This is a genomic window from Pseudomonas parafulva (genome assembly GCF_000800255.1).
Classification (GTDB): Bacteria; Pseudomonadota; Gammaproteobacteria; order Pseudomonadales; family Pseudomonadaceae; genus Aquipseudomonas; species Aquipseudomonas boreofloridensis.
In genome coordinates, this window is the sequence record NZ_CP009747.1 from 247443 (window position 1) to 273449 (window position 26007).

At 63.9% G+C, this 26007-nt stretch carries 25 protein-coding genes; 19 read left to right on the forward strand and 6 right to left on the reverse strand.

Annotated features, from left to right (window positions below):
- Positions 1 to 27 precede the first annotated feature (27 nt).
- The 17 genes from iscU (at position 28) to NJ69_RS01115 (ending at position 15072) form a co-directional block, all read left to right on the forward strand.
- A complete protein-coding gene (iscU, locus tag NJ69_RS01035; protein WP_003248539.1) occupies positions 28 to 414 on the forward strand; it encodes a Fe-S cluster assembly scaffold IscU in 387 nt (128 codons plus the stop codon).
- Positions 415 to 437: 23 nt separating this feature from the next.
- Positions 438 to 761, forward strand: coding sequence for an iron-sulfur cluster assembly protein IscA (iscA, locus tag NJ69_RS01040; protein ID WP_029613656.1), 324 nt, complete (start codon positions 438 to 440; stop codon positions 759 to 761).
- A gap of 8 nt (positions 762 to 769) precedes the next feature.
- Entirely contained in the window at positions 770 to 1291 is a 522-nt protein-coding gene (gene hscB, locus NJ69_RS01045; RefSeq protein ID WP_039575488.1) for a co-chaperone HscB, read from the forward strand.
- Positions 1292 to 1333: 42 nt separating this feature from the next.
- A complete protein-coding gene (gene hscA / locus NJ69_RS01050; protein WP_039575489.1) occupies positions 1334 to 3196 on the forward strand; it encodes a Fe-S protein assembly chaperone HscA in 1863 nt (620 codons plus the stop codon).
- A gap of 3 nt (positions 3197 to 3199) precedes the next feature.
- Positions 3200 to 3541, forward strand: coding sequence for an ISC system 2Fe-2S type ferredoxin (gene fdx / locus NJ69_RS01055; RefSeq protein WP_029613654.1), 342 nt, complete (start codon positions 3200 to 3202; stop codon positions 3539 to 3541).
- Positions 3542 to 3551: 10 nt separating this feature from the next.
- On the forward strand, positions 3552 to 3752 hold the full coding sequence (iscX, locus tag NJ69_RS01060) for a Fe-S cluster assembly protein IscX (RefSeq protein ID WP_039575493.1): 201 nt from the start codon (positions 3552 to 3554) through the stop codon (positions 3750 to 3752).
- A gap of 89 nt (positions 3753 to 3841) precedes the next feature.
- Entirely contained in the window at positions 3842 to 4267 is a 426-nt protein-coding gene (gene ndk, locus NJ69_RS01065; RefSeq protein ID WP_029613652.1) for a nucleoside-diphosphate kinase, read from the forward strand.
- A 28-nt stretch (positions 4268 to 4295) separates the two neighbouring features.
- Complete coding sequence (gene rlmN, locus NJ69_RS01070; RefSeq protein WP_039575496.1) at positions 4296 to 5444, forward strand: 23S rRNA (adenine(2503)-C(2))-methyltransferase RlmN; 1149 nt, start codon at positions 4296 to 4298, stop codon at positions 5442 to 5444.
- 15 nt (positions 5445 to 5459) lie between these two features.
- The gene (pilW, locus tag NJ69_RS01075; protein ID WP_039575498.1) at positions 5460 to 6221 is read left to right on the forward strand and encodes a type IV pilus biogenesis/stability protein PilW; all 762 of its coding nucleotides are present in this window, start codon (positions 5460 to 5462) and stop codon (positions 6219 to 6221) included.
- On the forward strand, positions 6218 to 7216 hold the full coding sequence (locus tag NJ69_RS01080; protein ID WP_039575500.1) for a RodZ domain-containing protein: 999 nt from the start codon (positions 6218 to 6220) through the stop codon (positions 7214 to 7216). Before pilW ends, NJ69_RS01080 begins: the two co-directional genes overlap by 4 nt.
- 3 nt (positions 7217 to 7219) lie before the next feature.
- Positions 7220 to 8329 (forward strand): flavodoxin-dependent (E)-4-hydroxy-3-methylbut-2-enyl-diphosphate synthase, encoded by a 1110-nt coding sequence (gene ispG, locus NJ69_RS01085; protein ID WP_029613650.1) that lies wholly within the window; start codon positions 7220 to 7222, stop codon positions 8327 to 8329.
- A 24-nt stretch (positions 8330 to 8353) separates the two neighbouring features.
- Positions 8354 to 9640 carry a histidine--tRNA ligase gene (gene hisS, locus NJ69_RS01090; RefSeq protein ID WP_039575503.1) on the forward strand — a complete coding sequence of 429 codons (1287 nt, stop codon included), beginning with the start codon at positions 8354 to 8356 and terminating at the stop codon, positions 9638 to 9640.
- Positions 9641 to 9679: 39 nt separating this feature from the next.
- The gene (locus NJ69_RS01095) at positions 9680 to 10321 is read left to right on the forward strand and encodes a tetratricopeptide repeat protein (RefSeq protein ID WP_029613648.1); all 642 of its coding nucleotides are present in this window, start codon (positions 9680 to 9682) and stop codon (positions 10319 to 10321) included.
- A 1-nt stretch (position 10322) separates the two neighbouring features.
- On the forward strand, positions 10323 to 11465 hold the full coding sequence (gene bamB, locus NJ69_RS01100; protein ID WP_039583053.1) for an outer membrane protein assembly factor BamB: 1143 nt from the start codon (positions 10323 to 10325) through the stop codon (positions 11463 to 11465).
- Between the two features lie 116 nt (positions 11466 to 11581).
- Positions 11582 to 13045 (forward strand): ribosome biogenesis GTPase Der, encoded by a 1464-nt coding sequence (der, locus tag NJ69_RS01105; RefSeq protein WP_039575508.1) that lies wholly within the window; start codon positions 11582 to 11584, stop codon positions 13043 to 13045.
- A 99-nt stretch (positions 13046 to 13144) separates the two neighbouring features.
- On the forward strand, positions 13145 to 14293 hold the full coding sequence (locus tag NJ69_RS01110; RefSeq protein ID WP_039575511.1) for a pyridoxal phosphate-dependent aminotransferase: 1149 nt from the start codon (positions 13145 to 13147) through the stop codon (positions 14291 to 14293).
- Entirely contained in the window at positions 14281 to 15072 is a 792-nt protein-coding gene (locus NJ69_RS01115) for an amidohydrolase (protein ID WP_039575514.1), read from the forward strand. Before NJ69_RS01110 ends, NJ69_RS01115 begins: the two co-directional genes overlap by 13 nt.
- Positions 15073 to 15111: 39 nt before the next feature.
- On the opposite strand, the gene NJ69_RS01120 is transcribed toward NJ69_RS01115, so the two are convergent.
- Positions 15112 to 17667 carry a PepSY domain-containing protein gene (locus NJ69_RS01120; protein ID WP_039575517.1) on the reverse strand — a complete coding sequence of 852 codons (2556 nt, stop codon included), beginning with the start codon at positions 17665 to 17667 and terminating at the stop codon, positions 15112 to 15114.
- Positions 17668 to 17914: 247 nt separating this feature from the next.
- Here NJ69_RS01120 and NJ69_RS01125 point away from each other — a divergent pair, with 247 nt between their 5' ends.
- The gene (locus tag NJ69_RS01125) at positions 17915 to 18658 is read left to right on the forward strand and encodes a tetratricopeptide repeat protein (RefSeq protein ID WP_039575520.1); all 744 of its coding nucleotides are present in this window, start codon (positions 17915 to 17917) and stop codon (positions 18656 to 18658) included.
- A gap of 31 nt (positions 18659 to 18689) precedes the next feature.
- Here the strand turns inward: NJ69_RS01125 and NJ69_RS01130 are convergent, their stop codons facing one another.
- The 5 genes from NJ69_RS01130 to NJ69_RS01150 form a co-directional block, all read right to left on the reverse strand.
- Entirely contained in the window at positions 18690 to 19853 is a 1164-nt protein-coding gene (locus tag NJ69_RS01130; protein WP_039575523.1) for a type III PLP-dependent enzyme, read from the reverse strand.
- 457 nt (positions 19854 to 20310) lie between these two features.
- Complete coding sequence (locus NJ69_RS01135) at positions 20311 to 21468, reverse strand: osmoprotectant ABC transporter ATP-binding protein OsmV (RefSeq protein ID WP_039575526.1); 1158 nt, start codon at positions 21466 to 21468, stop codon at positions 20311 to 20313.
- Entirely contained in the window at positions 21465 to 22118 is a 654-nt protein-coding gene (locus NJ69_RS01140; RefSeq protein ID WP_029613632.1) for an ABC transporter permease, read from the reverse strand. The genes NJ69_RS01135 and NJ69_RS01140 overlap by 4 nt, the downstream gene beginning before the upstream one ends.
- Positions 22115 to 23026, reverse strand: a complete 912-nt coding sequence (locus tag NJ69_RS01145) for a glycine betaine ABC transporter substrate-binding protein (protein WP_039575530.1) — start codon at positions 23024 to 23026, stop codon at positions 22115 to 22117. Before NJ69_RS01145 ends, NJ69_RS01140 begins: the two co-directional genes overlap by 4 nt.
- Before the next feature lie 13 nt (positions 23027 to 23039).
- Entirely contained in the window at positions 23040 to 23753 is a 714-nt protein-coding gene (locus NJ69_RS01150) for an ABC transporter permease (RefSeq protein WP_029613630.1), read from the reverse strand.
- 459 nt (positions 23754 to 24212) lie between these two features.
- On the opposite strand from NJ69_RS01150, the gene NJ69_RS01155 reads away from it, so the two are divergent.
- Positions 24213 to 25796, forward strand: coding sequence for a peptide chain release factor 3 (locus tag NJ69_RS01155; RefSeq protein WP_039575533.1), 1584 nt, complete (start codon positions 24213 to 24215; stop codon positions 25794 to 25796).
- Positions 25797 to 26007 lie beyond the last annotated feature (211 nt).

The following is a 26007-nucleotide window of genomic DNA, read 5'->3' on the forward strand; positions in this document are numbered from 1 at the left end:
GCTCCCTGACGAGGAAGGAATTGCACCATGGCATACAGTGAAAAGGTCATCGACCACTACGAGAACCCGCGCAACGTCGGCAAGATGAACGCGGAAGACCCAGACGTCGGCACCGGCATGGTCGGTGCTCCGGCCTGCGGCGACGTGATGCGCCTGCAGATCAAGGTCAACGAACAAGGCGTGATCGAAGACGCCAAGTTCAAGACCTACGGCTGCGGCTCGGCCATCGCCTCCAGCTCCCTGGCCACCGAGTGGATGAAGGGTAAGACCCTGGACGAAGCCGAGACCATCAAGAACACCCAGCTGGCCGAAGAACTGGCATTGCCGCCGGTCAAGATCCACTGCTCGGTGCTCGCTGAGGATGCCATCAAGGCAGCCGTACGCGATTACAAGCAGAAGAAAGGCTTGATCTAAGTCGCCCACGCGAAGGAGTTCCGATGGCTATCAGCATGACAGAAGCCGCCGCCAACCACATTCGCCGCTCCCTTGACGGGCGCGGCAAAGGTGAAGGCATTCGCCTGGGCGTGCGTACCACCGGCTGCTCGGGCCTGGCCTACGTGCTGGAGTTCGTCGATGAGCTGGCGAGCGAAGACCAGGTGTTCGAGAACCACGGCGTGAAGGTCATCATCGACCCGAAGAGCCTGGTGTACCTCGATGGCACCGAATTGGACTTCGTCAAGGAAGGGTTGAACGAAGGCTTCAAGTTCAACAACCCCAACGTGCGCGGTGAATGTGGCTGCGGCGAAAGCTTCAATGTCTGAGGCCTGACGTGGGTAGCCCTTGCCATTTCGCTCTGTTCGACCTGCAACCGAGCTTCCGCCTGGACCTCGACAAGCTGGCCACGCGTTATCGCGAGCTGGCCCGCGAGGTCCATCCCGACCGCTTCGCCGACGCCTCCGAGCGTGAGCAGCGCTTGGCCCTGGAAAACTCCGCAGCCCTCAACGACGCCTACCAGACGCTGCGCAGTGCGCCGCGTCGCGCGCGTTACCTGCTGGCCATCAGCGGCCATGAGGTGCCTCAGGAAGTCACGGTCCACGACCCCGACTTCCTGTTGCAGCAGATGCAGTGGCGCGAAGAACTCGAGGAACTGCAGGACGAAGCCGACCTCGACGGCGTTGCCGTGTTCAAGCAGCGCCTGAAGGGTGCCCAGAGCACTCTCGACGAGGAATTCGCCGCTTGCTGGGATCAAGCTGCCGAGCGCGACAGGGCCGAGCGCCTGATGCGCCGCATGCAGTTCCTCGACAAGCTCGCCCAGGAAGTGCGCCAACTCGAAGAGCGCCTCGACGATTAACCCCGGCGCCGCCGTGACGGCGCCCAAGGTATCAAGATAAGCATGGCCCTACTGCAGATCGCCGAACCCGGTCAGAGCCCCCAGCCGCACCAGCGCCGCCTGGCGGTGGGCATCGACCTGGGGACCACCAACTCTCTCGTCGCCGCGGTACGCAGCGGCCGCAGCGAGCCGCTGCCCGATGCCCAGGGCAACCTCATCCTGCCGTCCGCGGTGCGCTACCTGGAGGACCGCTGCGAAGTCGGCCAGGCTGCCCGCGATGCGGCCTCCAGCGACCCGTTCAACAGTGTCCTGTCGGTCAAGCGCCTGATGGGACGAGGCCTGTCCGACGTCAAACAGTTGGGTGAACAGCTGCCATACCGGTTCGTCGGTGGCGAGTCGCACATGCCGTTCATCGACACTGTTCAGGGGCCCAAGAGCCCGGTGCAGGTGTCGGCCGACATTCTCAAGGTGCTGCGTCAGCGCGCCGAGGAATCCTTGGGTGGCGAACTGGTGGGCGCGGTGATCACCGTGCCGGCCTATTTCGACGACGCTCAGCGTCAGGCCACCAAGGATGCTGCGCGTCTGGCCGGGCTGAACGTGCTGCGCCTGCTCAACGAGCCGACCGCAGCGGCGGTGGCCTATGGTCTGGACCAGAACGCCGAAGGCGTGGTGGCGATCTTCGACCTGGGCGGCGGCACCTTCGACATTTCCATTCTGCGCCTCACGGCCGGCGTGTTCGAAGTGCTGGCCACCGGCGGCGACACGGCCCTGGGCGGGGATGACTTCGATCACGCCATCGCGGGCTGGATCATTGAGCAGGCGGGCCTGTCCGCTGACCTCGACCCTGCCACTCAGCGCCAGTTGTTGCAGGCGGCGTGCGCCGCCAAAGAAGCCTTGACCGATGCCGATAGCGTTCGCGTCAGCCACGGCGCCTGGAGCGGTGAGCTCAGCCGTGCCGATTTCGAAGGCATGATCGAGCCGTTGATCGCCCGTAGCCTCAAGGCCTGCCGCCGCGCCGTGCGCGACAGCGGCGTCGAGCTGGAAGAGGTGGGGGCGGTGGTCATGGTGGGTGGATCGACCCGTGTGCCGCGTGTGCGCGACGCGGTCGGCACGTTGTTCGGTCGTGCGCCGCTGACCTCGATCGACCCCGATCAAGTGGTGGCCATCGGCGCGGCGATTCAAGCCGATACCTTGGCCGGCAATCGACGCGAAGGCGGTGAATTGTTGTTGCTGGACGTGATCCCTCTGTCGCTCGGCCTGGAGACCATGGGCGGGTTGATGGAGAAGGTGATCCCGCGCAATACCACCATTCCGGTGGCGCGCGCCCAGGAGTTCACCACCTACAAAGACGGCCAGTCGGCCATGATGATCCACGTCCTGCAGGGCGAGCGCGAGCTGATCAGCGACTGCCGGTCGCTGGCGCGCTTCGAGTTGCGTGGCATTCCGGCCATGGTCGCCGGCGCGGCGAAGATCCGCGTCACGTTCCAGGTGGATGCGGATGGGCTGTTGAGCGTCGCCGCGCGCGAACTGGGCTCGGGTGTGGAGTCGAGTATTCAGGTGAAGCCTTCGTACGGCCTGACCGACGGCGAGATCGCCCGCATGCTCAAGGACTCCTTCGAACACGCTGGTACCGACAAGCAGGCGCGCCAGCTGCGCGAGCATCAGGTCGATGGCGAACGCCTGCTCGAAGCGGTACAGGGTGCCCTCGAGGCGGACGGCGAGCGCCTGCTCAGTGGCGAGGAGCGCGAGGCCATCGAGTTCCAGATGCAAGAATTGCGTGATTTGCTCAACGGCACCGATGGCCCGGCCATCGAGCAGCAGACCAAGCGTCTGTCGCAGGTGACCGATGCTTTTGCCGCCCGTCGCCTTGATTCGACGGTCAAAGCCGCACTGGCCGGGCGCAACCTGAATGAGATCGAGGAGTAATCGATGCCGCTGGTGACATTCCTGCCGCATGAGAAATTCTGCCCCGAGGGGCTGACCGTCGAGGTCGCGTCCGGCACCAACATCCTGGAGCTGGCCCATGAGCACCATATCGAAATGGAAAGTGCCTGTGGCGGCGTGAAGGCTTGCACCACGTGCCATTGCATCGTGCGCAAGGGCCTCGAATCCCTCGAGGAAGCCGACGAGTTGGAAGAGGACATGCTGGACAAGGCCTGGGGTCTGGAGGCGCAGTCGCGTCTCGGCTGTCAGGTGGTGGTCGCCGACCAGGACCTGACCATCGAAATCCCCAAGTATTCGCTCAACCACGCTGCCGAAGCGCCACATTGAGGATGACGGAATGAGTCTGAAATGGGTTGATGTACTTGAAATCGCCATTCAGCTTGCAGAAAGCAAGCCGGAAGTCGATCCTCGTTACGTGAATTTCGTCAATCTGCGGAGTTGGGTGATGGAATTGCCCGACTTCAGTGACGATCCGGCGCGCGGCGGCGAAAAGGTCCTGGAGGCCATCCAGGCGGCCTGGATCGAAGAAGCCGACTGAGTGACATCCGCAGGTTAGGCAATGCCCTCGAACCCGCGTATAATTCGCGGGTTTAATTTTTCGCAACACTCAATATTCTGGAGTTTTCCATGGCTGTTCAACGTACTTTCTCCATCATCAAGCCTGACGCCGTCGCCAAAAACGTCATCGGTGAGATCACCACTCGTTTCGAAAAAGCCGGCCTGAAAGTCGTCGCCTCGAAAATCAAGCAACTGTCCAAGGCCGAAGCCGAAGGCTTCTACGCCGAGCACAGCGCGCGTGGCTTCTTCGGCGAACTGGTTGCCTTCATGACTTCCGGCCCGGTCGTTGTCCAGGTGCTGGAAGGCGAAAACGCCATCGCTCTGAACCGTGAGCTGATGGGCGCTACCAACCCTAAAGAAGCCGCTGCCGGCACCATCCGTGCCGACTTCGCCGAGTCGATCGACGCCAACGCCGTTCACGGTTCGGACTCCGAAGCCGCTGCCGCTCGCGAAATCGCCTACTTCTTCGCAGCTACCGAGGTAACCACTCGCTAAGCGAACGCTTTCGAGTGAGGGTGAATCCATGACGACATCTACTGGCAAAATCAACCTGTTGGGGCTGACCCTGCCGGAAATGGAACAGTTCTTCGACTCGATCGGGGAGAAGCGCTTCCGTGCCGGTCAGGTGATGAAATGGATTCACCATTTTGGCGTGTCCGATTTCGCGGACATGACCAACGTCGGCAAGGCCTTGCGCGAAAAGCTCGAGGCCATTGCCGAGATTCGACCTCCGGAAGTGGTCAGTGAAGACATTTCCGCCGACGGGACCCGCAAATGGGTCGTGCGCGTTGCCTCCGGCAGCTGCGTCGAGACCGTCTACATTCCCACCGACGACCGCGGCACGCTCTGCGTCTCGTCGCAAGCTGGCTGCGCCCTAGACTGCAGTTTCTGCTCCACCGGCAAGCAAGGCTTCAACAGCAACCTGACCGCCGCCGAAGTCATCGGCCAGGTATGGCTTGCGAACAAATCCTTCGGCACCGTCCCGGCCAAGATCGACCGCGCCATCACCAACGTGGTGATGATGGGCATGGGCGAGCCGCTACTCAATTTCGACAATGTCATCGCCGCCATGAAGATCATGATGGACGATCTGGGCTATGGCATCTCCAAGCGTCGCGTCACCCTGTCCACCTCGGGCGTGGTGCCGATGATCGATGAACTGGCCAAGCACATCGACGTATCGCTGGCGCTGTCGCTGCACGCGCCGAACGACGAACTGCGCAACAAGCTGGTGCCGATCAACAAGAAGTACCCGCTCAAGGTACTGCTCGAGTCTTGCCTGGGCTACATGGCCACGCTCGGCGGCAAACGCGTGCTGACGGTCGAGTACACCCTGCTCAAGGATGTCAACGACCAGCCCGAACACGCCGCGCAGATGATCGAGCTGCTGCGCGACGTGCCGTGCAAGATCAACCTGATCCCGTTCAACCCGTTCCCGCACTCCGGCTACGAGCGGCCCAGCAACAATGCGATCCGTCGCTTCCAGGACCTGCTGCACCACGGTGGCTTCAACGTCACCACCCGGACCACCCGTGGTGAAGACATCGACGCGGCCTGCGGCCAGTTGGTCGGTCAGGTCATGGACCGCACCCGCCGCAGCGAGCGCTACATTGCCGTGCGCCAGCTCAACGCCGACGGTAGCGAGTCGGCAGACAGCGCCGTGCGCCTCTGACGGACACCGCCGCCCATGACCCTGCGCGCCGCGCTGTCGATCCTGTCACTGCTGTTGCTGGCTGGCTGCGTGTCCGGCGGCAGCGGCCATCCGCTGTCCAGCGAGCAGGGTCGGGCAGAGGCGGGGCGTGCCTACGTGCAGTTGGGCCTGGGCTATCTGCAGCAGGGCATGAGCGAGCAGGCCAAGGTGCCGTTGGCGCGCGCGCTCGAGTTGGACCCGCGTGACGCCGATGCCCATGCGGCCTTGGCCCTGGTGTTCCAGGCTCAAGGCGAGCCGGAACTGGCGGATGAGCATTTTCGTCACGCCCTGGCGCAGCGCTCGAACGATGCGCGCATTCGCAACAACTACGGCAGTTTCCTCTATGCTCAAGGGCATTTTCGCCAGGCCGAGCAGATGTTTCGCCAAGCCGCCGCCGATACCCTGTATCCTGAGCGCTCGCGCGTGTACGAGAACCTGGGCCTGACCGCGCTCAGGCAAGGCCGCGCCGAGCAAGCACAGGCCTTTCTGGAAAAAGCCCTGCGCCTGGATCAGCGACAACCGCGGGCGCTACTGGAAATGGCTGAGTTGTCCTACGAAAACAGGCATTATGTGCCGGCCTGGGATTACTACGAACGTTTCAGCCAGCAGGGCCAGCATGATGCCCGCAGCCTGCTGTTGGGCAGTCGTCTGGCGCGAATCGTCGAAGAGCACGGTACCGCTGACGAACTGGGCCGCACACTACAACGACTTTATCCCGGTACGCCGGAATATCAGCAATACCTGTCGGAGCAACGATGAACGCCGCGCACCCCGAATCAGCAGCAGCGCTTGAGCAGCATCCCGGTGACGTCCTGCGCCAGGCGCGCGAGCACCGGAACTGGTCGCAAGCCGAGGTCGCCCGTAGGCTGAACCTGACCGTCACCTCGCTGAATTACCTGGAAACCGGTGCCTTCGACAAGCTTCCCGGGCATACCTTCGCCCGCGGCTACATTCGCGCCTACGCCAAACTCATGGACATGGATCAGGCCCCGTTGGTCGAGGCCTTTGATCGTGTGACCGGCACCCATGCCAAAGGCAGCGAAGTGCATTCGCTGGGTCGTATCGAGGAGCCGGTACGCTTGTCGCACAACATTCTGCGCGGCGTCAGCCTGCTGCTGCTGGTGGTGGTAGTCGGCGGTGGCTTCTTCTGGTGGCAGGACCAGAGCGGCCAGCATGGCAAGGACCTGAGCAAGATCGCCCTGGAGCATGTCGAGGTCGAAAGCGCCGACGGCACCACCCAGATCCACACCCTCGATGAGCCCGAAGACCAGGCCGTGAGCGCTGGCCAGCAGCCCGAAAGCGCGCCGCTGCCGCTGGGGCAGGACACGGCAGCGCAGGGCGAAGACGAAACCGCCGCCCAGGCACCTGAACAGTCCGCGTCCGCGGTCGCGCCCACTGCGCCGGTTGCGCAGAACCCAGCCCAGCCGCATGCGCCGGCTGCCACGACCACCACCGCGCCTTCGACCACCCCTGCTGCGCCCGCTGCCAGCGAGCCTGCCGCGCCGATCGCAGGGGAGGGCAAGGTTGCCATCCAGTTCGTCGCCGACTGCTGGACCCAGGTCACCGACGGAAATGGCAAGGTGCTATTTAGCGCCATCAAGCGCAAGGGCGATAGCCTCGAACTGGCAGGCAAGCCGCCGTTCGCCGTGCGCCTGGGCTTTGCCCGTGGCGCCCAGGTCAGCTACAACGGCCAGCCCGTCGATGTCGCCCCGTTCACCAGTGGCGAGACCGCTCGCCTGAAGTTGGGACAGTAAGTCATGCACGGTGAATCCCCGATCAAACGTCGCGAATCCCGCAAAATCTGGGTCGGCAATGTGCCGGTGGGCGGCGATGCTCCCATCGCGGTACAGAGCATGACCAACACCGACACCAACGATGTGGCCGCCACCGTGGCGCAGATCCAGCGTTTGGTAGATGCCGGTGTCGATATCGTCCGCGTGTCGGTGCCCGACATGGACGCCGCCGAAGCCTTCGGCAAGATCAAGCAGCAGGTCAGCGTCCCGCTGGTCGCCGATATCCACTTCGACTACAAGATCGCGCTGCGCGTCGCCGAGCTCGGCGTCGACTGCCTGCGCATCAACCCGGGCAACATCGGCCGTGAAGACCGAGTGCGCGCGGTGGTCGATGCTGCTCGCGATCGTGGTATTCCGATCCGCATCGGCGTCAACGCCGGCTCCCTGGAAAAAGACCTGCAGAAGAAGTACGGCGAGCCGACCCCAGCCGCGCTGGTCGAGTCGGCGCTGCGCCATGTCGAGCACCTCGACCGCCTGGATTTCCATGACTTCAAGGTCAGCGTGAAGGCCTCCGACGTGTTCATGGCCGTCGAAGCCTATCGCCTGCTGGCCAAGCAGATCGTGCAGCCCCTGCACCTGGGCATCACCGAAGCGGGAGGACTGCGTTCCGGAACGGTGAAATCCGCCGTCGGCCTCGGTATGCTGCTCGCCGAAGGCATCGGCGATACCATCCGCATTTCGCTGGCGGCCGATCCGGTCGAGGAAGTGAAGGTCGGCTACGACATTCTGAAGTCGCTGCACCTGCGCTCGCGTGGCATTAACTTCATCGCCTGCCCGAGCTGCTCGCGGCAGAATTTCGATGTGGTCAAGACCATGAACGAGTTGGAAGGGCGCCTGGAAGACCTGCTGGTGCCGCTGGACGTCGCGGTGATCGGCTGTGTGGTCAACGGACCGGGCGAAGCCAAGGAATCCCATGTCGGCCTGACCGGTGGCACGCCCAACCTGGTGTACATCGATGGCAAGCCGGCACAGAAGCTGACCAACGACAACCTGGTCGATGAGCTGGAAAAGCTCATCCGCCAGAAAGCGGCCGAAAAGGTCGAGGCCGACGCGGCGCTGATCGCCCGCGGCTGATATACAGATTCGTAAGGACTTTTCGTGAGCAAATCGCTGCAAGCCATTCGTGGCATGAACGACATCCTGCCCGAGCAATCGCCGCTGTGGCGCTACTTCGAAGGCGCCGTGGCCAGCTTGCTGGACACCTACGGCTACAGCCAGATCCGCACGCCGATCGTCGAGTTCACCGAACTGTTCAAGCGTTCGATCGGTGAAGTCACCGATATCGTCGAAAAGGAAATGTATACCTTCCAGGACAACAAGGACTCGCTGACCTTGCGTCCCGAAGGCACCGCCGCGTGCGTGCGTGCAGTGCTCGAGCACGGCATCATCGGCAACGGCCAAGTTCAGAAACTCTGGTATGTCGGGCCCATGTTCCGCCACGAGCGCCCGCAACTGGGGCGCTATCGCCAGTTCCACCAGATCGGCGTCGAGGTGTTCAACCTGGCCGGTCCCGACATCGATGCCGAGCTGATCATGCTGACCTGGCGCCTGTGGGCGCGCCTGGGCATTCAGGATGCCGTCACCCTCGAACTCAACAGCCTGGGCACCAGCGAAGCGCGCGGGCGCTATCGCGAGGCACTGGTCGAGTTCCTCTCCGAGCGCCTCGACCAGCTGGACGAAGACAGCCAGCGCCGCCTCAAGAGCAATCCGCTGCGTATCCTCGACAGCAAGCACGAGGGCACCCAGGCCGCGCTGGTCGGTGCGCCGAAGCTGGAGGATTACCTGGACGAAGAGTCGCGCGTGCATTTCGAAGGCGTGAAGGCGCGCCTGGACGCCGCCGGTATCCCATTCGTGATCAACACCAAGCTGGTGCGTGGCCTGGATTACTACAGCAAGACCGTCTTCGAGTGGGTCACCGACAAGCTCGGCGCCCAGGGCACGGTCTGCGCGGGTGGCCGTTACGATGGCCTGGTCGAGCAGATGGGCGGCAAGCCTACCGCTGGCGTGGGTTTCGCCATGGGCATCGAACGCCTGCTGCTGCTGATCGAAACCCTGGGTCAGGTGCCCGAGTCGATTGCGCGCACGCTGGACGTCTACCTGTGCGCCTTCGGCGAGCAGGCCGAGCTGGCGGGGCTGGCGCTCAGCGAGCAACTGCGCGACCGCTTGCCGGCGCTGCGCCTTGCCGTCAACGCCGGCGGTGGCAATTTCAAGAACCAGTTCAAGAAGGCCGACCGCAGCGGGGCGCTGTTCGCCCTGATCCTGGGGGACGACGAATTGGCGCAACAAGTGGTAGGTTTCAAACCCCTGCGTGGCCAGGGCGAACAACAGAACATTGCCTGGGATGCTCTGGCCGAGCACCTGCAAGCTGCTCTCGCGCAGGCGTGAAGCGGTCATACAGCCGAATTGCTGAAAAGGAGTATTGGGGTGTCGAGTACCGATGATGAAGGCCTGGTCGCAGCCAAGGACTGGTGGAACCGCAACGGCAAGCCGCTGCTGACCGGTGCTTTGCTCGCCGCGGCGGTGGTGATGGGCTGGCAGGCCTGGCACAAGTACCAGAACAACCAGTCGCAGGGCGCTTCGATGGTCTATCAGGCGTTGATCGAAACGGCCTTGTCGGCTGACGGCAAGCCGGATGCGACCAAGGTGGCCGAGTTGTCCGGCAAGCTCAAGAGCGAGTACGGCGGCACCGCTTACGCCCAGTACGGCAGCCTGTTCGTGGCGAAAGTGGCCGTGGAGAGCGGCAAGCTCGACGACGCTGCCGCAGAACTCAAGGGCGTGGTGGATAAACCCGCCGACGCGACCCTGGGCGAGCTCGCCCGTCAGCGTCTGGCGCGCGTGCTCGCGGCGCAGAACAAAGCCGAAGAGGCACTCAAGTTGCTCGACGGCAACGCCGAGAAGGCCTACCAGGCCAGTCGCGAGGAGCTCAAAGGCGATCTGCTGGTGCAATTGGGCCGTACCGACGATGCCCATGGTGCCTACGAAAAAGCCAAGGCCGCGCTGTCTGACGACGCCGCGATCGGTGGTTTGCAACTGAAGCTCGATGACCTGGCCAAAGGGGACGCGTGAAGTGACCGGTTGGAAACAAGCAGCAGTGCTCGCCCTGGCCGTCCTGGCCGCGGGTTGCAGCAGCAACAGCAAGAAGGAACTGCCCCCGGCCGAACTGACCAAGTTCACCGAAGAGGTGGTGCTGACCAAGCAGTGGAGCCGTTCGATCGGTGACGGTCAGGGGGAAAAGTACAACCTCCTGGTGCCGGCCATCGAGAACGACCGCATCTACGCGGCCGACGTCAATGGCAAGGTCTACGCACTGAACCGCCTCAACGGTGACGTGATCTGGGACAAGGACCTGGAAGTGCCGGTGTCCGGTGCTGTCGGCGTGGGCTACGGCCTGGTGATGATGGGCACCCTCAAAGGTGAAGTCATCGCTCTGGATGCCAGCACCGGCGAAGAGCGCTGGCGCTCGCGCGTGACCAGCGAGGTGCTGGCTCCGCCGGCCACCAACGGTGACGTGGTGGTGGTGCAGACCCAGGACGATCGTCTGGTCGGCCTGGACTTCAACACCGGCGACCGTCGCTGGATCTATGAAAGCTCGCCTGCGGTGCTGACGTTGCGTGGCACCGGCGCGCCGATCGTGACCAATCGCATGGCCGTGGCAGGTCTGTCCACCGGCAAGGTGGTCGCAGTCGATACCCAGAACGGCGTACCGGTGTGGGAGGCGCGCGTCGCCATCCCGCAAGGCCGTTCGGAACTGGAACGCGTGGTGGACATCGACGGCGGCCTGCAACTGTCCGGCGGTGTGCTCTACGTCAGCAGCTACCAGGGCCGCGTCGCTGGCCTGGACCTGGAAAGCGGTCGTGTCCTGTGGCAGCGCGATGCCTCCAGCTACGTGGGCGTCGCCCAGGGCCTGGGCAACGTGTACGTCAGCGAGGCGTCCGGCACCGTCGAGAGCATCGACGAGCGCTCGTCGTCGGCCCTGTGGAGCAACGACTCCCTGGCCCGTCGCCAACTGTCCGCGCCAGAGGTGTTCTCCAGCTATGTGGCGGTGGGCGACTTCGAGGGTTACCTGCACCTGCTCAGCCAGGTCGACGGTCGCTTCGTCGGCCGTGAGCGCATCGACAGCGACGGCCTGCGTGCCCGTCCGCTGGTGGTGGGCAACACCATCTACGTCTATGGCAACAGCGGCAAGCTCGAGGCACTGACCATCCGCTGAAGCTATGCTTGAAACCGACCTCGGTTTCAGGCTGCGGCGCAGGACGCGCCGCCCGAACTCCGGCCGCTGCCTTGCAGCGGCCTTTGCATTTTCAAGAATTCAGAGTGGAGAGCCGCATGGTTCCCGTAATCGCCCTGGTGGGACGGCCGAACGTCGGCAAATCCACCCTGTTCAACCGCCTGACCAAGACCCGCGATGCCATCGTCGGCGACCTCTCGGGCCTGACCCGTGACCGCCAGTACGGCGACGCCAGCTGGCAGGGTCGCTCCTACATTCTCATCGACACCGGCGGTATCACCGGCGACGAAGTGGGCATGGACGAGAAAATGGCCGCGCAATCGCTGATGGCCATCGAAGAAGCCGACTATGTCCTGTTCCTGGTCGATGCCCGTGCCGGCATGACCGCCGCCGACCAGATGATCGCCGAGCATCTGCGCAAGCGGAACAAGGAAGCGATCCTGGTCGCCAACAAGATCGACAACATCGACGCCGACGTCGCCCGCGCCGAGTTCTCGCCGCTGGGCATGGGCAACGCCATCCCGGTGGCCGGCTCCCAAGGGCGCGGCATCAATGGCCTGATGGAAGCTGTGTTGGGCCACATCCCGCGCGACCAGGTCGAAGAAGCGCTGGACGCTGAGGTCGCCGAGGGCGAGGAAGCGGTGCGCATTCCGGGGCCGAGCGAGAAGGATGGCATCAAGATCGCCATCATCGGTCGTCCCAACGTCGGCAAGTCCACGCTGGTCAACCGCATGCTCGGTGAAGAGCGTGTGGTGGTGTACGACCAGCCGGGCACCACGCGCGACAGCATCTACATTCCGTTCGAGCGCGATGGCGAGAAGTACACCTTCATCGACACCGCGGGCGTGCGCAAGCGTGGCAAGATCCACGAGGAAGTCGAGAAGTTCTCGGTGGTCAAGACGCTGCAGGCGATCAAGGACGCCAACGTGGTGGTGTTCGTCATGGACGCCCGTGAAGGTGTGGTCGACCACGACCTCAACCTGCTGGGCTTCGCCCTCGAAGCCGGCCGGGCCATCGTCATCGCCCTGAACAAGTGGGATGGCATGGAGTCGGGCGAGCGTGACTACGTGAAGACCGAGCTGGAGCGCCGGTTGTTCTTCGTCGATTTCGCCGATATCCACTTCATCTCCGCGCTGCACGGCACGGGCGTTGGCAACCTGTACAAGTCGGTGCAAGCCGCGTTCAAGTCGGCCGTCACCCGCTGGCCGACCAGCCGCCTGACGCAGATTCTCGAGGACGCCGTCAGCGAGCACCAGCCGCCGCTGGTCAACGGTCGCCGCATCAAGCTGCGCTATGCCCACCTCGGTGGCGCCAACCCGCCGCTGATCGTGATCCATGGCAACCAGACCGACAAGATTCCGCGTTCCTACTCGCGTTACCTGGAAAACACCTACCGCCGTGTCCTCAAGCTGGTCGGCACGCCGATCCGTATCGAGTACAAAGGCGGCGAAAACCCCTACGAGGGCAACAAGAACACCCTCACCGACCGTCAGGTCAACAAGAAGCGCCGCCTGATGTCGCACCACAAGAAGGCCGAGAAGAAGCGCAAAGACAAGCGCTGACCGCAAGTAGGAGCGGCGAACCGCCGCTCCTTCGCACTTGTCGCTTGCCGCTCAGAGCTTGTAGCTTATCCCCCCTCAGTCCGCAGGAAAGAGGGCTCCATGATCCGCAGCAAACTGCCGAACGTCGGCACGACCATCTTTACCCGCATGTCCCAGCTCGCCGCCCAGACCGGCGCGCTCAACCTTTCCCAGGGTTTTCCCGATTTCGACGCACCGCCCGCGCTGCTCGAAGCGGTCTCGCGGCATGTGAGCGCCGGCCACAACCAATACGCACCCATGACCGGCCTGCCTGTACTGCGCGAACAGGTCGCGGCGAAGATTGCCCGTCTGTATGGCGTTCAGGTGGACGCCGAGCAGGAAATCACCATTACCCCCGGTGCCACCGAGGCTATCTTCTGCGCCATCCAGGCAGTGATTCAGCCCGGTGACGAGGTAATCGTCTTCGATCCCTGCTACGACAGCTACGCACCCGCTGTGGCACTGGCTGGCGGTCGCTGCGTGCATCTGCAACTGAGCGATGGCGATTTTCGTATCGACTGGCAAGCGTTCAGCGATGCATTGACACCCCGCACGCGCCTGGTGGTGCTCAACTCCCCGCACAACCCCAGCGGCGCGCTGATTACCCGCGAAGACCTCGACCAATTGGCGGCGCTGATCGCCGGGCGCGATCTGTACCTGCTCAGCGACGAAGTCTACGAGCACCTGGTCTACGACGGGGTGCAGCATGCCAGCGTGCTGGCCCACGAGGCGTTGTACGCGCGGGCCTTCGTGGTCAGCTCGTTCGGCAAGACCTATCACGTCACGGGGTGGAAAACCGGCTACGTGATCGCGCCGCCGGCACTGAGCGCGGAGCTGCGCAAGGTGCACCAGTACGTCAACTTCTGTGGCGTGACCCCCCTGCAGTGGGCGCTGGCCGACTTCATGGCCGAACACCCGGCCCATGTGGAAGAACTGCCGGGTTTCTACCAGGCCAAACGCGATCTGTTCTGCGACCTGTTGCACACCTCGCTCTTCAGGTTCACCCGCGCGGCGGGCACCTATTTCCAACTGGTGGACTACTCGGCGATCCGTCCCGACCTCGATGACGTGCAGATGGCGCTGTGGCTGACCCGCGAGCACGGCGTGGCGAGCATTCCGGTGTCGGTGTTCTACCAGCAACCCATCCCCGCGCAGCGCCTGGTGCGCCTGTGCTTCGCCAAACGTGAGGAGACGCTGCGTCAGGCAGCGGAAAAGCTATGCGCGATCTGAGCCAACTGCCCAACCTGAACCTGGCCCTGGTGCAGACTCACCTGGCCTGGCATGACCGCGAAGGCAACCACGCACATTTCGAGGTGCTGCTGGAGCAAGCCCGAGGAGCGGACCTGGTGATTCTGCCGGAGATGTTCACCACCGGTTTCACCATGGATTCCGAGCGCCTCGCCGAGCCGGAGCAGGGGCCCACCTGTAAATGGCTCAAGGCCCAGGCGAAGAAGCTCGACGCGGTGATCACCGGCAGCGTGATCATTCGTGCCGCTGACGGCAGCCACCGCAACCGCCTGCTGTGGGCGCGCCCCGATGGCGAGGTGCTGCACTACGACAAGCGTCACCTGTTCCGCATGGCTGGCGAGCACCAGCACTACACGCCGGGCGAGCGGCAGGTGCAGTTCGAGCTCAACGGTTGGCGCGTGCGTCCGCTGATTTGCTACGACCTGCGCTTCCCGGTGTGGAGCCGCGACCCGCACGACACCGACCTGCTGTTGTACACCGCCAACTGGCCGGCAGCGCGTCGCCAGCACTGGAACCGTCTGCTGCCCGCGCGGGCGATCGAGAACCTGTGCTATGTGGCGGCGGTGAATCGGGTGGGCACCGACGGCAAGGGCTTTGCCTACTCGGGGGACAGTCAGGTGCTGGATTTCCAGGGCGAGAGCCTGCTGGGCGCAGCCGAAGCCGACGGTGTCTTCCATGTGGCGCTCAATGCCGTGGACCTGGCCGCCTACCGTGCGCGGTTCCCGGCGAACCTGGATGCCGACACCTTCGATATCCACTGAGCCCTGCGGCCAGAGGGTCTGGCCGCCACCGATGGGAGGTCAATACACGTCCCGCCGGTAGCGGCCCTCTTCGATCAGGTGCTCCACCCCATCCTCACCGAAAATCCCCCTGAGCGCCGCATCCACGCCCGTCGCCATGCCCTGAAGGCTGCCGCACACGTACAGGCTCGCACCGTCATCGACCCAACGGCGCAGCGTCTCGGCCTGCTGCAGCAGTACATCCTGCACGTAGATCTTTTCCGCCTGATCCCGTGAAAAGGCCAGGTCCAGCCGAGCCAGGTCGCCGCTGTCCAGCCAAGCGTGCAACTGCTCGCCGCAGAGCAGGTCGCAGGCTCGATTACGCTCGCCGAAAAACAGCCAGTTGTGCCGCTCCCCGGCGGCGATGCGCGCCTTGAGCAAGCTGCGCAGGCCCGCCAGGCCAGTACCGTTGCCGATCAGCACCAGCGGTGCCGGCCCCGCAGGCAAGTGGAAGCTGCTGTTGCGGCGTACCCGCAGACGCACAGGGCCGTCCAGTGGCAGGAACTCGGTCAGCCAGCCGGAGCCCAGCCCCAGGCTGCCGTCGGGATGCCGTTCCTGGCGCACGATCAAGTCCAGCACGCCGTCGCTGGCGATGGAGGCGATGGAGTACTCGCGTGTGCCGAGCGGGATCAGTGCATCGACCAGCGCCTGGGCATGCAGCCCGACCAGGTGTTCGCGGCTGCCCGGCAACTGACGACTGGCCAGCGCTTGTCCCAGTGGCTGCGACAGTCCGTCGAGGTGCACCGGCTGCGCGGCCTCCAGGCCCAGCCCCGCCAAGAACGCGTCGATCCGTACCTGGCCATGACGAGGCAGTATCTCCACCAGATCGCCGGCCTCCCACGTGCTCGGTTGTTCGGGGCTCAGGCCCAGCAGGAACACCGGTGCACCCTGGCTGCCGGGATTGAGCAACTGTCGTCGGATCAGGCGCCAGTTGCCATAGTCCGGCGCCTGCCAGGGGGTGACGGCCGCGGCACCGGTCAGCGCGCTCAGCGCCTGCTGCCAGTGCTGCAACGCACCGGCGTCGGCGTTATCGACTTCCACCGGGCTGAATGCTGAAGTCGCCCCGCGCTCACCCAACCAGGCGTGCAGGCGTCGGGCGAAACCACAGAAATGCGGGTACTGACGATCACCCAGCGCCAGCACGGCGTAGCTGAGGTGGCTCAGGTCCAGGGCCTGACCCAGCACGTTGCGCTCAAAGCCACGGGCGCTGTCCGGTGCCTGGCCTTCGCCGAAGGTGCTGACCACGAACAGCACGCGCAAGGACTGGCTCAGTTGCGCCTGGTCGAGCTGGGCGAGGCTGCGCACCTGAACCGCCACGCCCGCGGCCTGCAATTGTCCGGCGCTTTGCCAGGCCAGTTGTTCGGCCAGGCCGCTCTGGCTGGCGAAGGCGATCAGCCAACCGCCTTCGCCGTCGCTGGCGTGGTCCACCGAGCCCCGAGCGGCACGCACCTGACGCTGTTTGCGGCGTCGATCCAGATACAGCAGCCAGCCGGTGACGAAGAACAGCGGCATGCTCAGGCTGGCGAGGGTGAGCAGGATGCGTCCGGTCAGGCCGAAGTATTCACCCACATGCAGGGCATAGACGCTCTGCAGCAGTTGTGCCTTGAACGACTTGTCGGTGTAGCGCTCGTGGCTGCTCACCTCGCCGGTGGCCGGATCCAGCGTCAGCGTGTTGTAGGCGCGCGGGTGTGCGGCGTCGTCCAGCATGTAGAAGACGTTGGCGGGTTGGCCACCGGTGGCGGGCAGGCGCAGGTTGTAGGAGACCAGACCCGGTCCGGCCGCGGCCTGAAGGGTAGACCACAGGGCCGGATAATCCACCACCAAAGGCGCTGCGTCCTTGTCGGGCGGTGCCACGGCCCGTGCGCGGCGCTCGCTGCGCGACAGTGTCGACTGCCCGGCAGCAGGCGGGTCGGCCAACAGCCTGTTCAGCCCCTCGCGGTACCACTCGTAGGACCAGAACAGGCCGGTCAGGGCGAACAGCAGATAGAACAGCAGGCACCAGGTGCCGGCGACGGCGTGCAGATCCCAGTTGAACGCCCGACCTTTGCGGGCCCAGTCGAAGGTCAGCCACACCCGCCAGTCCCGTGCCCGCCGTGGCCAGCGCAGGTACAGGCCGGACAGGCAGAAGAAGATCAGCAGCAGGGTGCAGGCGCCGGTGATCTGTCGGCCGCTGTCGCCCATGGCCAGGAAACGGTGCAGTTGCAGCATGAGGTTGAAGAAGTCCTGACCGGCCACGGCGCCGAGCAGTTCGCCGGTGTAGGGATCGGCATAGCGCAGTTCGCCGCGGCGCTCGCCTGGGGGCGGCGTGAAGAACAGCCGGGCGGCCTCGTCGCTGCGGGTGTCGACCCAGAGCATGGCCACCTTGTCGTGCTGGGCGGCCTCGGCGCGGCGCACCAGTTCCGGCAGTGGTAGAACGCCTTCGCGACGCACCTCGACCTTCAACACCTCAGGGTTGAAAAAGCGCAGCAGTTCTTCCTGGAACGACCAGATCGCCCCGGTGATGCCCATCAGCGCCAGGACCAGGCCGGCACTGATGCCGAAGAACCAGTGCAATTGGAACAGCGACTTCTTCAGCACTTCGATTACCTTGAATTCCAGAGGGTGGCGCTTAGTGGCGGAGGTGTTTAGGTCAGGGCTGCCAGCGCGGCGCTGGGATTCTAATGCAAGCGAGGGAGAGTAACAATTGAGACTGGTTAGCATTTGCGAGTCGGCACACCTGTCTTCTGCGCGTGATCCAACCGTGCGCTCGTCCCGCCATTCTTGCCCGCACTGAAACCGACTCCCTATGATGGGGGCCTTTTGCGATTTCACAGGTCACCGTCCCATGTCTGCCTCCACCTCGGAACGCTTCGATGCCGATCAGTTGGCGTCGATGCTCGACCATCAACCTGGCCAAGCCGCCAAGGCGATTCTCGCCGCTGCCGGGCAGGGCGTGGTCGAGGCGCAGGCGCTGCTGGGGCAGATCCTGCTGGACGGGCGCGGCATCGAGCAGGACGAGCGTCTGGCCCGCCATTGGCTGGCGGTGGCAGCCCAGGCCGGCAATGCCAAGGCGCACAATCTGCTGGGCCGCTGCCTGGAGCATGGCTGGGGCGGCGAGGTGGCGCTGAGCCAGGCCGCGATCCACTATGCCCAGGCCGCCGATGCGGGTTCAGGCTGGGGCCTGTACAACTTGGGCAATCTGTTGGCGACCGGACGTGGCTTGCCCGCCGATCAGGGGCTGGCACTGACCTGCTATGAGAAGGCCGCGCAGATGGGCCATGCCAAGTCGATGAACCTGTACGGGCGTTATCTGGAACAGGGCATCGCGACCACGGCGAGTCCGTTGCGGGCGGCGCGCTGGTATCGGCGGGCGGCCGAAGCGGGAGATTTTCGCGGCATGTTCAGTCTGGCGCTGGTGTTGGCGTCACGCGGGCAGATGGGCGAGGCGGCGCAGTGGTTCGAGCAGGCGCGACAGCAGGGGCCCGTGGACTTCCTGCGCAGTGCGCTGGCGACCTTGCAGGACGCTGGGCCGACACTGACCAGCTTTGCGGCGCGCTACGCCGAGGCGATCGAGCGCTGCGAGGGGTGAGATCGGGGCCGCCAGGCGGCCCCGGACCTGATTACAGGTAGTACGCCTTCAGCGGTGGGAAACCGTTGAATTCCACTGCGCTGTAGCTGGTGGTGTAGGCGCCTGTGGACAGCCAGTACAGGCGGTCGCCGATGGCCAGGTTCAGCGGCAGGCCGTACTTGTAGTTCTCGTACATGATGTCGGCGCTGTCGCAGGTCGGGCCGGCGATCACCACTTCCTCGGTCTCGCCTTTCTTCTCGGTCCAGATCGGGAACTTGATGGCTTCGTCCATGGTTTCGATCAAGCCGGAGAACTTGCCCACGTCGGTGTAGATCCAGCGCTCCACGGCGGTACGCGACTTGCGCGCCACCAGCACCACTTCGCTGACCAGGATGCCGGCGTTGGCGATCAGCGAGCGGCCCGGCTCGAGGATGATTTCCGGCAGGTCGTCACCGAAGTCTTCCTTGAGGAAGCGGATGATTTCCTCGGCGTAGGTTTCCAGGCTGTTGGTGCGGGTGATGTAGTTGGCCGGGAAGCCGCCGCCCATGTTGATCAGCTTCAGTTCGATGCCGTCTTCTTCTTTCAGGCGCTCGAAGATCACCTTGACCTTGGCGATGGCCGCATCCCACACGCTGATGTCGCGCTGCTGGGAGCCGACGTGGAAGGAGATGCCGTAGGGCACCAGGCCCAGGTCGCGGGCCAGGATCAGCAGGTCCATGGCCATGTCGGTCTGGCAGCCGAACTTGCGCGACAGCGGCCAGTCGGCGGTGGTCGAGCCTTCGGTGAGAATACGCACGTACACCTTCGAGCCGGGCGCGGCCTTGGCGATGTTGCGCAGGTCCGCTTCGGAGTCGGTGGCGTAGAGGCGCACACCCTTTTCAAAGAAATAGCGGATGTCCTTGGACTTCTTGATGGTGTTGCCGTAGCTGATGCGATCGGCGCTGACGCCGCGCTCCATCACCTTGTCCAGTTCGTAGATCGAGGCGATGTCGAAGTTCGAACCCTTGTCCTTGAGCAGGTCGATGATCTCGACGGCCGGGTTGGCCTTGACTGCGTAGTAGACCTTGGCGAATTCGAAGCCCGCGCGCAGGTCGTCATAGGCCTGGCTGATCATCTGCGTATCGATGAGTACGAACGGGGTTTCCTGCTTGTCGGCGAACGCCTTCATTTTCTGGAAGGTGTCGCGTGCGAAATAGTCTTCGACCTGGATCGACATACTCAGGGACTCCATGGGCAAACTGAAAGAATAAGTGGCTGCAAACTGAACGTCCTCCGTATCCCCACTTTGGTTCGCCTACTCAGTACTTGAGCCGGATGGATCGTTTCCAGCATGGACGTTCGGCGCGCACTGTAGGGCGTGAGAAAGGTGGAATCAACCCGCGATCCGCGCCTGTTCGTCACCGTTCGACGCGCAACCGGTGGAATTAACGACCCTTGTGGCCGGTTGATGTTCCCGTGGACGATCCAGGCGTAAAAAATTGTGGAATGGAGTGGGTCGGCACCTTTGCAGGTGATGCCCTGCTTACAGGCATGGCGGAGGTAGACAGGGCACTCGGTCCGCTGACAGGCGGGCCCGAGTGTTCATATTTATGGCCACCCGGAACAGGTACGGCCGTACCCGTCCGGGACCATAAATTTTTTGTTACCGAGGTGAAAATCGACTGGGCCGCCGCTCAGGAGGCGGCAACCTCGGCCGGCGAGACGATGCTGGTCTTGGCTCCGCGTGAGCGACCCGAGCTCAGGTAGGCCGCGATCGACTCCTGGGTGACCTCGCCGAGGAACACCTGCTCGGCATCGAGCACCGGCAGCCAGGCGCGGTTGAACTCGTACATGCGCGACAGCAGGATGCGCAGGTGCTCGTCATGGGCGGCGGTGGCGTTGAACTGACGCAGGAAGTCGGCGCACGTGCCCTGCTGGCGGTGCATGTCGCGGCGGCGCACATAGCCCAGGGCCTTGTTCGTCGCGTCGGTCACCACCACATAGCGGCGGTCGTGCTCGTCGAGCAACTCCAGCGCTTCGGCCACCGGCGTCTCGGGGCTGACCGACGGTGCGTTGTCCGCGGCATCCTCGGCGCGCACCAGCAACAGACGCTTGAGTGTGCTGTCCTGGCCGACGAAGCTGCTGACGAAGTCGTCCACCGGATGCGCCAGCAGGGTGTCCGGATGGTCCAGTTGCAGCAGCTTGCCGGCGCGGAAGATGGCGATCTTGTCGGCCAGCTTGATGGCTTCGTCGATGTCGTGGCTGACCATGATCACGGTCTTGTTCAGCGCCCGCTGCATCTCGAAGAATTCGTTCTGGATCATCTCGCGGTTGATCGGGTCGACCGCACCGAACGGCTCGTCCATCAACAGCACCGGCGCATCGGCCGCCAGGGCGCGGATCACGCCGATCCGCTGCTGCTGCCCGCCGGACAGCTCGCGTGGGTAGCGCTGCAGGTACTGCTTGGGTTCGAGCTTGATCATGCTCATCAGCTCGCGCGCCCGGTCGTGGCAACGTTGCTTGTCCCAGCCGAGCAGACGCGGCACCACGGTGATGTTTTCCTCGATGGTCATGTTGGGGAACAGGCCGATCTGCTGGATCACATAACCGATGTGGCGGCGCAGGGTGACCTCGTCGAGGCCGCTGGTGTCCTCCCCGTTGATGAAGACCTGGCCGGAGGTCGGGGTGATCAGGCGATTGATCATCTTCAGCGTGGTGCTCTTGCCGCAGCCCGAGGGGCCGAGGAAGACGCAGATCTCGCCTTCGTTGACGGTCAGGCTGACCGAGTCCACGGCTTTGACGTCCTTGCCGTTGACGTCGAAGGTCTTGCTGAGGTTCTTCAATTCGATCATGGGCGCAGTCCTTCTGGAGTCAGGGCACGTTGCAGGGTTTGCAGAAGCAGGTCGGCGACGATCGCCAGCAGGCTGACCAGCACGGCGCCGACCAGCAGCATCGACATGTCGCTGCGGCTGATGGAGGTCAGGATGAGTACGCCCAGGCCACCCGCACCGATGGTGGCGGCGATGGTCATCACGCCGATGTTCATCACCACGGCGGTACGCACGCCGGCGAGAATCACCGGCACGGCGATGGGCAATTCGACCATGCGCAGGCGCTGGCCGAAGGTCATGCCGATGCCGCGCGCGGCCTCGCGGATGCCGGGTTCCACGTTGGTCAGGGCCAGGTAGGTGTTGCGCAGGATCGGCAGCAGCGAATAGAGGAACACGGCGGTGATCGCCGGCAGCGGCCCCAGGCCCTGACCGAATTTGGAGTAGAACGGCAGCAGCAGGCCGAACAGGGCGATGGAGGGGATGGTCAGCAGCACCGTGGCGCTGGCTTGCAGCGGCCCGGCCAGGACCGGAAAGCGGGTCATCAAGACGCCCAGCGGCACGCCGATGACGATGGCCAGGCCCACGGCGATGCCCACCAGCATGATGTGCTGCCAGGTCAGTTGCAGGACCAATGCCCAGTCGAGGTGGGCGAAGGTGTCGAGCAGGCTCATGGGGTCACCTCGTGCAGTTCATGATCACGCAGAAAGGTGGCCGCGACCGAGGACGGGCTCTGGTGCTGGACATCGACCTTGGCATTGAGCTGGCGCATGGTTTCGTCGTCCAGGGCATCGGCCAGCGGCGCGAGCAGGTCGGCCAGTTGCGGATGGGCGTCGAGCACGGCCTTGCGGACCACGGGGCCGGCGGTGTAGTCCGGGAAGTAGTGCTTGTCGTCCTCCAGCAGCGTCAGCTCGAAGGCGTTGAGGCGACCGTCGGTGGTGTAGACCAGGCCGGCGAACACCTGGTCGTTGCGCAGAGCGGTGTACACCAGCCCGGCGTCCATCTGGCGGATGTTGGCGCGGCCCAGTTGCATGCCGTAGCGCTGCTGGAGGCCGTCCAGGCCATCCGGGCGATTGGCGAACTCGGTGTCGAGGGCGACCAGGTGCTTGCGCGCCTGTTCATCCTGCAGCACCTGATTCAACTGACTGATGGTGCGCACCTGCGGATAGGCCTTGGCCACCGCGCTGGGCAAGGCCAGGGCATAGGTGTTGCTGAACTTGGACGGTTTGAGCCAGACCAGGCCTTTCTTCGCGTCCAGTTCCTTGACCTTGGCGTAGGTGGCCTCGGCGCTGGGCATGCGTTCCTGAATGTGGTTGTAGGAGACCAGCGACACGCCGGTGTATTCCCACATCAGGTCCAGTTGGCCGGTTTCCTGGGCCTGGCGCGCCAGGCTGCTGCCCAGGCCGCCAGTGACGCGCACGTCGAAGCCGTTGGCACGCAGGTACTGGGCAGTGATTTCGGCGAGCACGGTCTGCTCGGTGAAGACCCGCGCACCGATGCGGATCAGGGGTTTTTCCGCCGCCTGGGCAACACCTGCCAACAGCAGGCCCGCGCCCAGGAGCAAGGCGATAGCTTTCTTCATGGATTGCCTCTTCTTAATGGGCCAGGCCGCGTTCCAGCCAGCGTTTGCTGGAGGCACTCACCAGCGCGTCGAGCAGCAGTGCCAGCAAGGCCGTGCAGGCCGCGCCGAGCAGTAGCTGTGGCTGATTGTTCAGGGCGATGCCGGGGAAAATCAGGCTGCCCAGGCTGTTGGCGCCGATCAGGAAGGCCAGTGGCGCGGTGCCGACATTGAGCGCCAGGGCCACGCGCACGCCGCCGACGATGATCGGCACGGCGTTGGGCAACTCGACCTGCCACAGTTGCTGGCGTGGAGTCATGCCGATGCCGGTGGCGGCTTCCTTGAGCGAGGCGGGGACGTTCTTGAGGCCTTCGTAGGTGTTGCGCACGATCGGCAGGAGGGAGGCGAGGAACAGGGCGAAGATCGCAGGGCCTGCGCCGATGCCCAGAACGCTGAGGGCGATGGCCAGTACGGCCAGGGGAGGGATGGTGTTGCCAATATTGAAGAACTGCATGAAGCGCTCGGCTTTGTCGACCCGGTGCGGTCGACTCAAGGCAATGCCGGCGGGGATGCCCACGGCCAGTGCCGCCGCCATCGAAGCCAGCACCAACACCAGGTGCGCTTGTAGGTAGAACGTCAGATCGTCGCGATAGCGCGCGATCGTGTCGAGGCCGATCCAGTGGATCAGCAGGGCCAGGATGACGAGCACGGTGGCCCATCCCAACAGCCCTGTTCCGTAGCGTTTCGCCACAGGTGGACTCCTTTTTGTCGTCGGCGAGCACACTTCTTCTTGGCCGACCCGTGCAGGTGGCGGTGGTGTGTTCGCGAGTAGCAGCGCGGCGCCTGCCAAGCAGGGCGTTCACGCCATGAGTCGAGCCCCGTCAGGCTCGTGGATGCTGGTGTAACCAGCCCTGGAACCGAAGCGGGTTGCAGGGGAGTGGACGTCTCCGGGGGGACAAAGGTTCCCATGGGTAGAGGCGTTTGGCCAGTGTTAATCACTGGTCTAGTCGATTTTTCCTTCAGGAGAACAGTGGATTTCCTGCTGAAAGGCGTTGATTTACCTGCTATCGCGACATTTGGAACGGCAATCTTTCCCTCGTCATCAATTATCCATTCGCTTGAGGGCGCGCACATCGTGCGCACTTTGGTCTGGCGTGCGACTTCAGGTATGATATCGCCCCTTTTTCGATCCCCATTCAGGCGATTTCCCATGACCCATCAGGCCGCCGAAGTCGCGAAGCGCCGCACTTTCGCAATCATTTCCCACCCCGACGCCGGTAAGACCACCATCACCGAGAAGCTGTTGCTGATGGGCAAGGCCATTTCCGTCGCCGGTACCGTGAAGTCGCGCAAGTCCGACCGCCACGCCACCTCCGACTGGATGGAAATGGAGAAGCAGCGCGGCATCTCCATCACCACCTCGGTGATGCAGTTCCCGTACCGCGAGCACATGGTCAACCTGCTCGACACCCCCGGCCACGAAGACTTCTCCGAAGACACCTACCGCACCCTGACGGCGGTGGACTCGGCGCTGATGGTGCTCGACGGCGGTAAGGGCGTCGAGCCGCGGACCATCGCCCTGATGGACGTCTGCCGCCTGCGCGACACGCCCATCGTCAGCTTCATCAACAAACTCGACCGCGACATCCGCGATCCGATCGAGCTGCTCGACGAGATCGAGGCCGTGCTGAAGATCAAGGCGGCGCCCATCACCTGGCCGATTGGCTGCTACCGCGATTTCAAAGGCGTGTATCACCTGACCGGCGACTACATCGTGGTCTACACTCCCGGGCACGGTCATGAGCGCACCGAGGCCAAGATCATCGAGAAGCTGGACTCGGACGAAGCCCGCGCCCACCTGGGCGATCAGTACGATTCGTTCGTGGAGCAACTGGAGCTGGTGCAGGGCGCCTGCCACGAATTCAACCAGGACGAGTTCATCAACGGCCAACTCACCCCGGTGTTCTTCGGCACCGCGCTGGGCAACTTTGGCGTCGATCACGTGCTCGACGCCGTGGTCGACTGGGCGCCACGTCCACTGGCACGGGTCGCCCACGAGCGCACCGTGGAGCCGGTGGAGGAGAAGTTCACCGGCTTCGTGTTCAAGATCCAGGCGAACATGGACCCCAAGCACCGCGACCGTATCGCGTTCATGCGCATCTGCTCGGGCAAGTACGAGAAGGGCATGAAGATGCGTCATGTGCGCCTGGGCAAGGATTTGCGCATCGGCGATGCACTGACCTTCTTCTCCTCCGAGCGCGAGCAACTGGAAGAAGCGTACGCCGGCGACATCATCGGCCTGCACAACCACGGCACCATCCAGATCGGCGACACCTTCAGTGAGGGCGAGGTGCTCGGTTTCACCGGCATTCCGCACTTCGCGCCGGAACTGTTCCGTCGTGTGCGCCTGAAAGATCCGCTGAAGTCCAAGCAACTGCGTCAGGGCCTGCAGCAGTTGGCCGAAGAGGGTGCGACCCAGGTGTTCTTCCCCGAGCGCAGCAACGACATCATTCTGGGCGCCGTGGGTGTGCTGCAGTTCGATGTGGTCGCCAGCCGCCTGAAGGAGGAATACAAGGTGGAGTGCGCCTACGAGCCGATCACCGTGTGGTCGGCCCGCTGGATCGCCTGTGACGACAAGAAGAAGCTCGAGGAATTCCAGAACAAGGCCGTGGAAAACCTGGCCATCGACGGTGGCGGCCACCTGACCTACCTGGCGCCCACCCGCGTCAACCTGGCGCTGATGGAAGAGCGCTGGCCAGACATCCAGTTCCGCGCTACGCGTGAGCACCACTGAGTCGCCGGGGCCTTAGGCCCCGGCGACTCAGAGCAACAAGCGGCAAACAAAAAGCTGCAAGCTGCAAGCTCCAAGCGGCAAGAGAAAAGCAGATCGCGTAGGGCTCTTGCTTGCAGCTTGCAGCTTGCAGCTTGTAGCTTGCAGCTTGTAGCTTGCAGCTTGCAGCTTGTAGCTTGCAGCTTGTAGCTTGTAGCTTGCAGCTTGCAGCTTG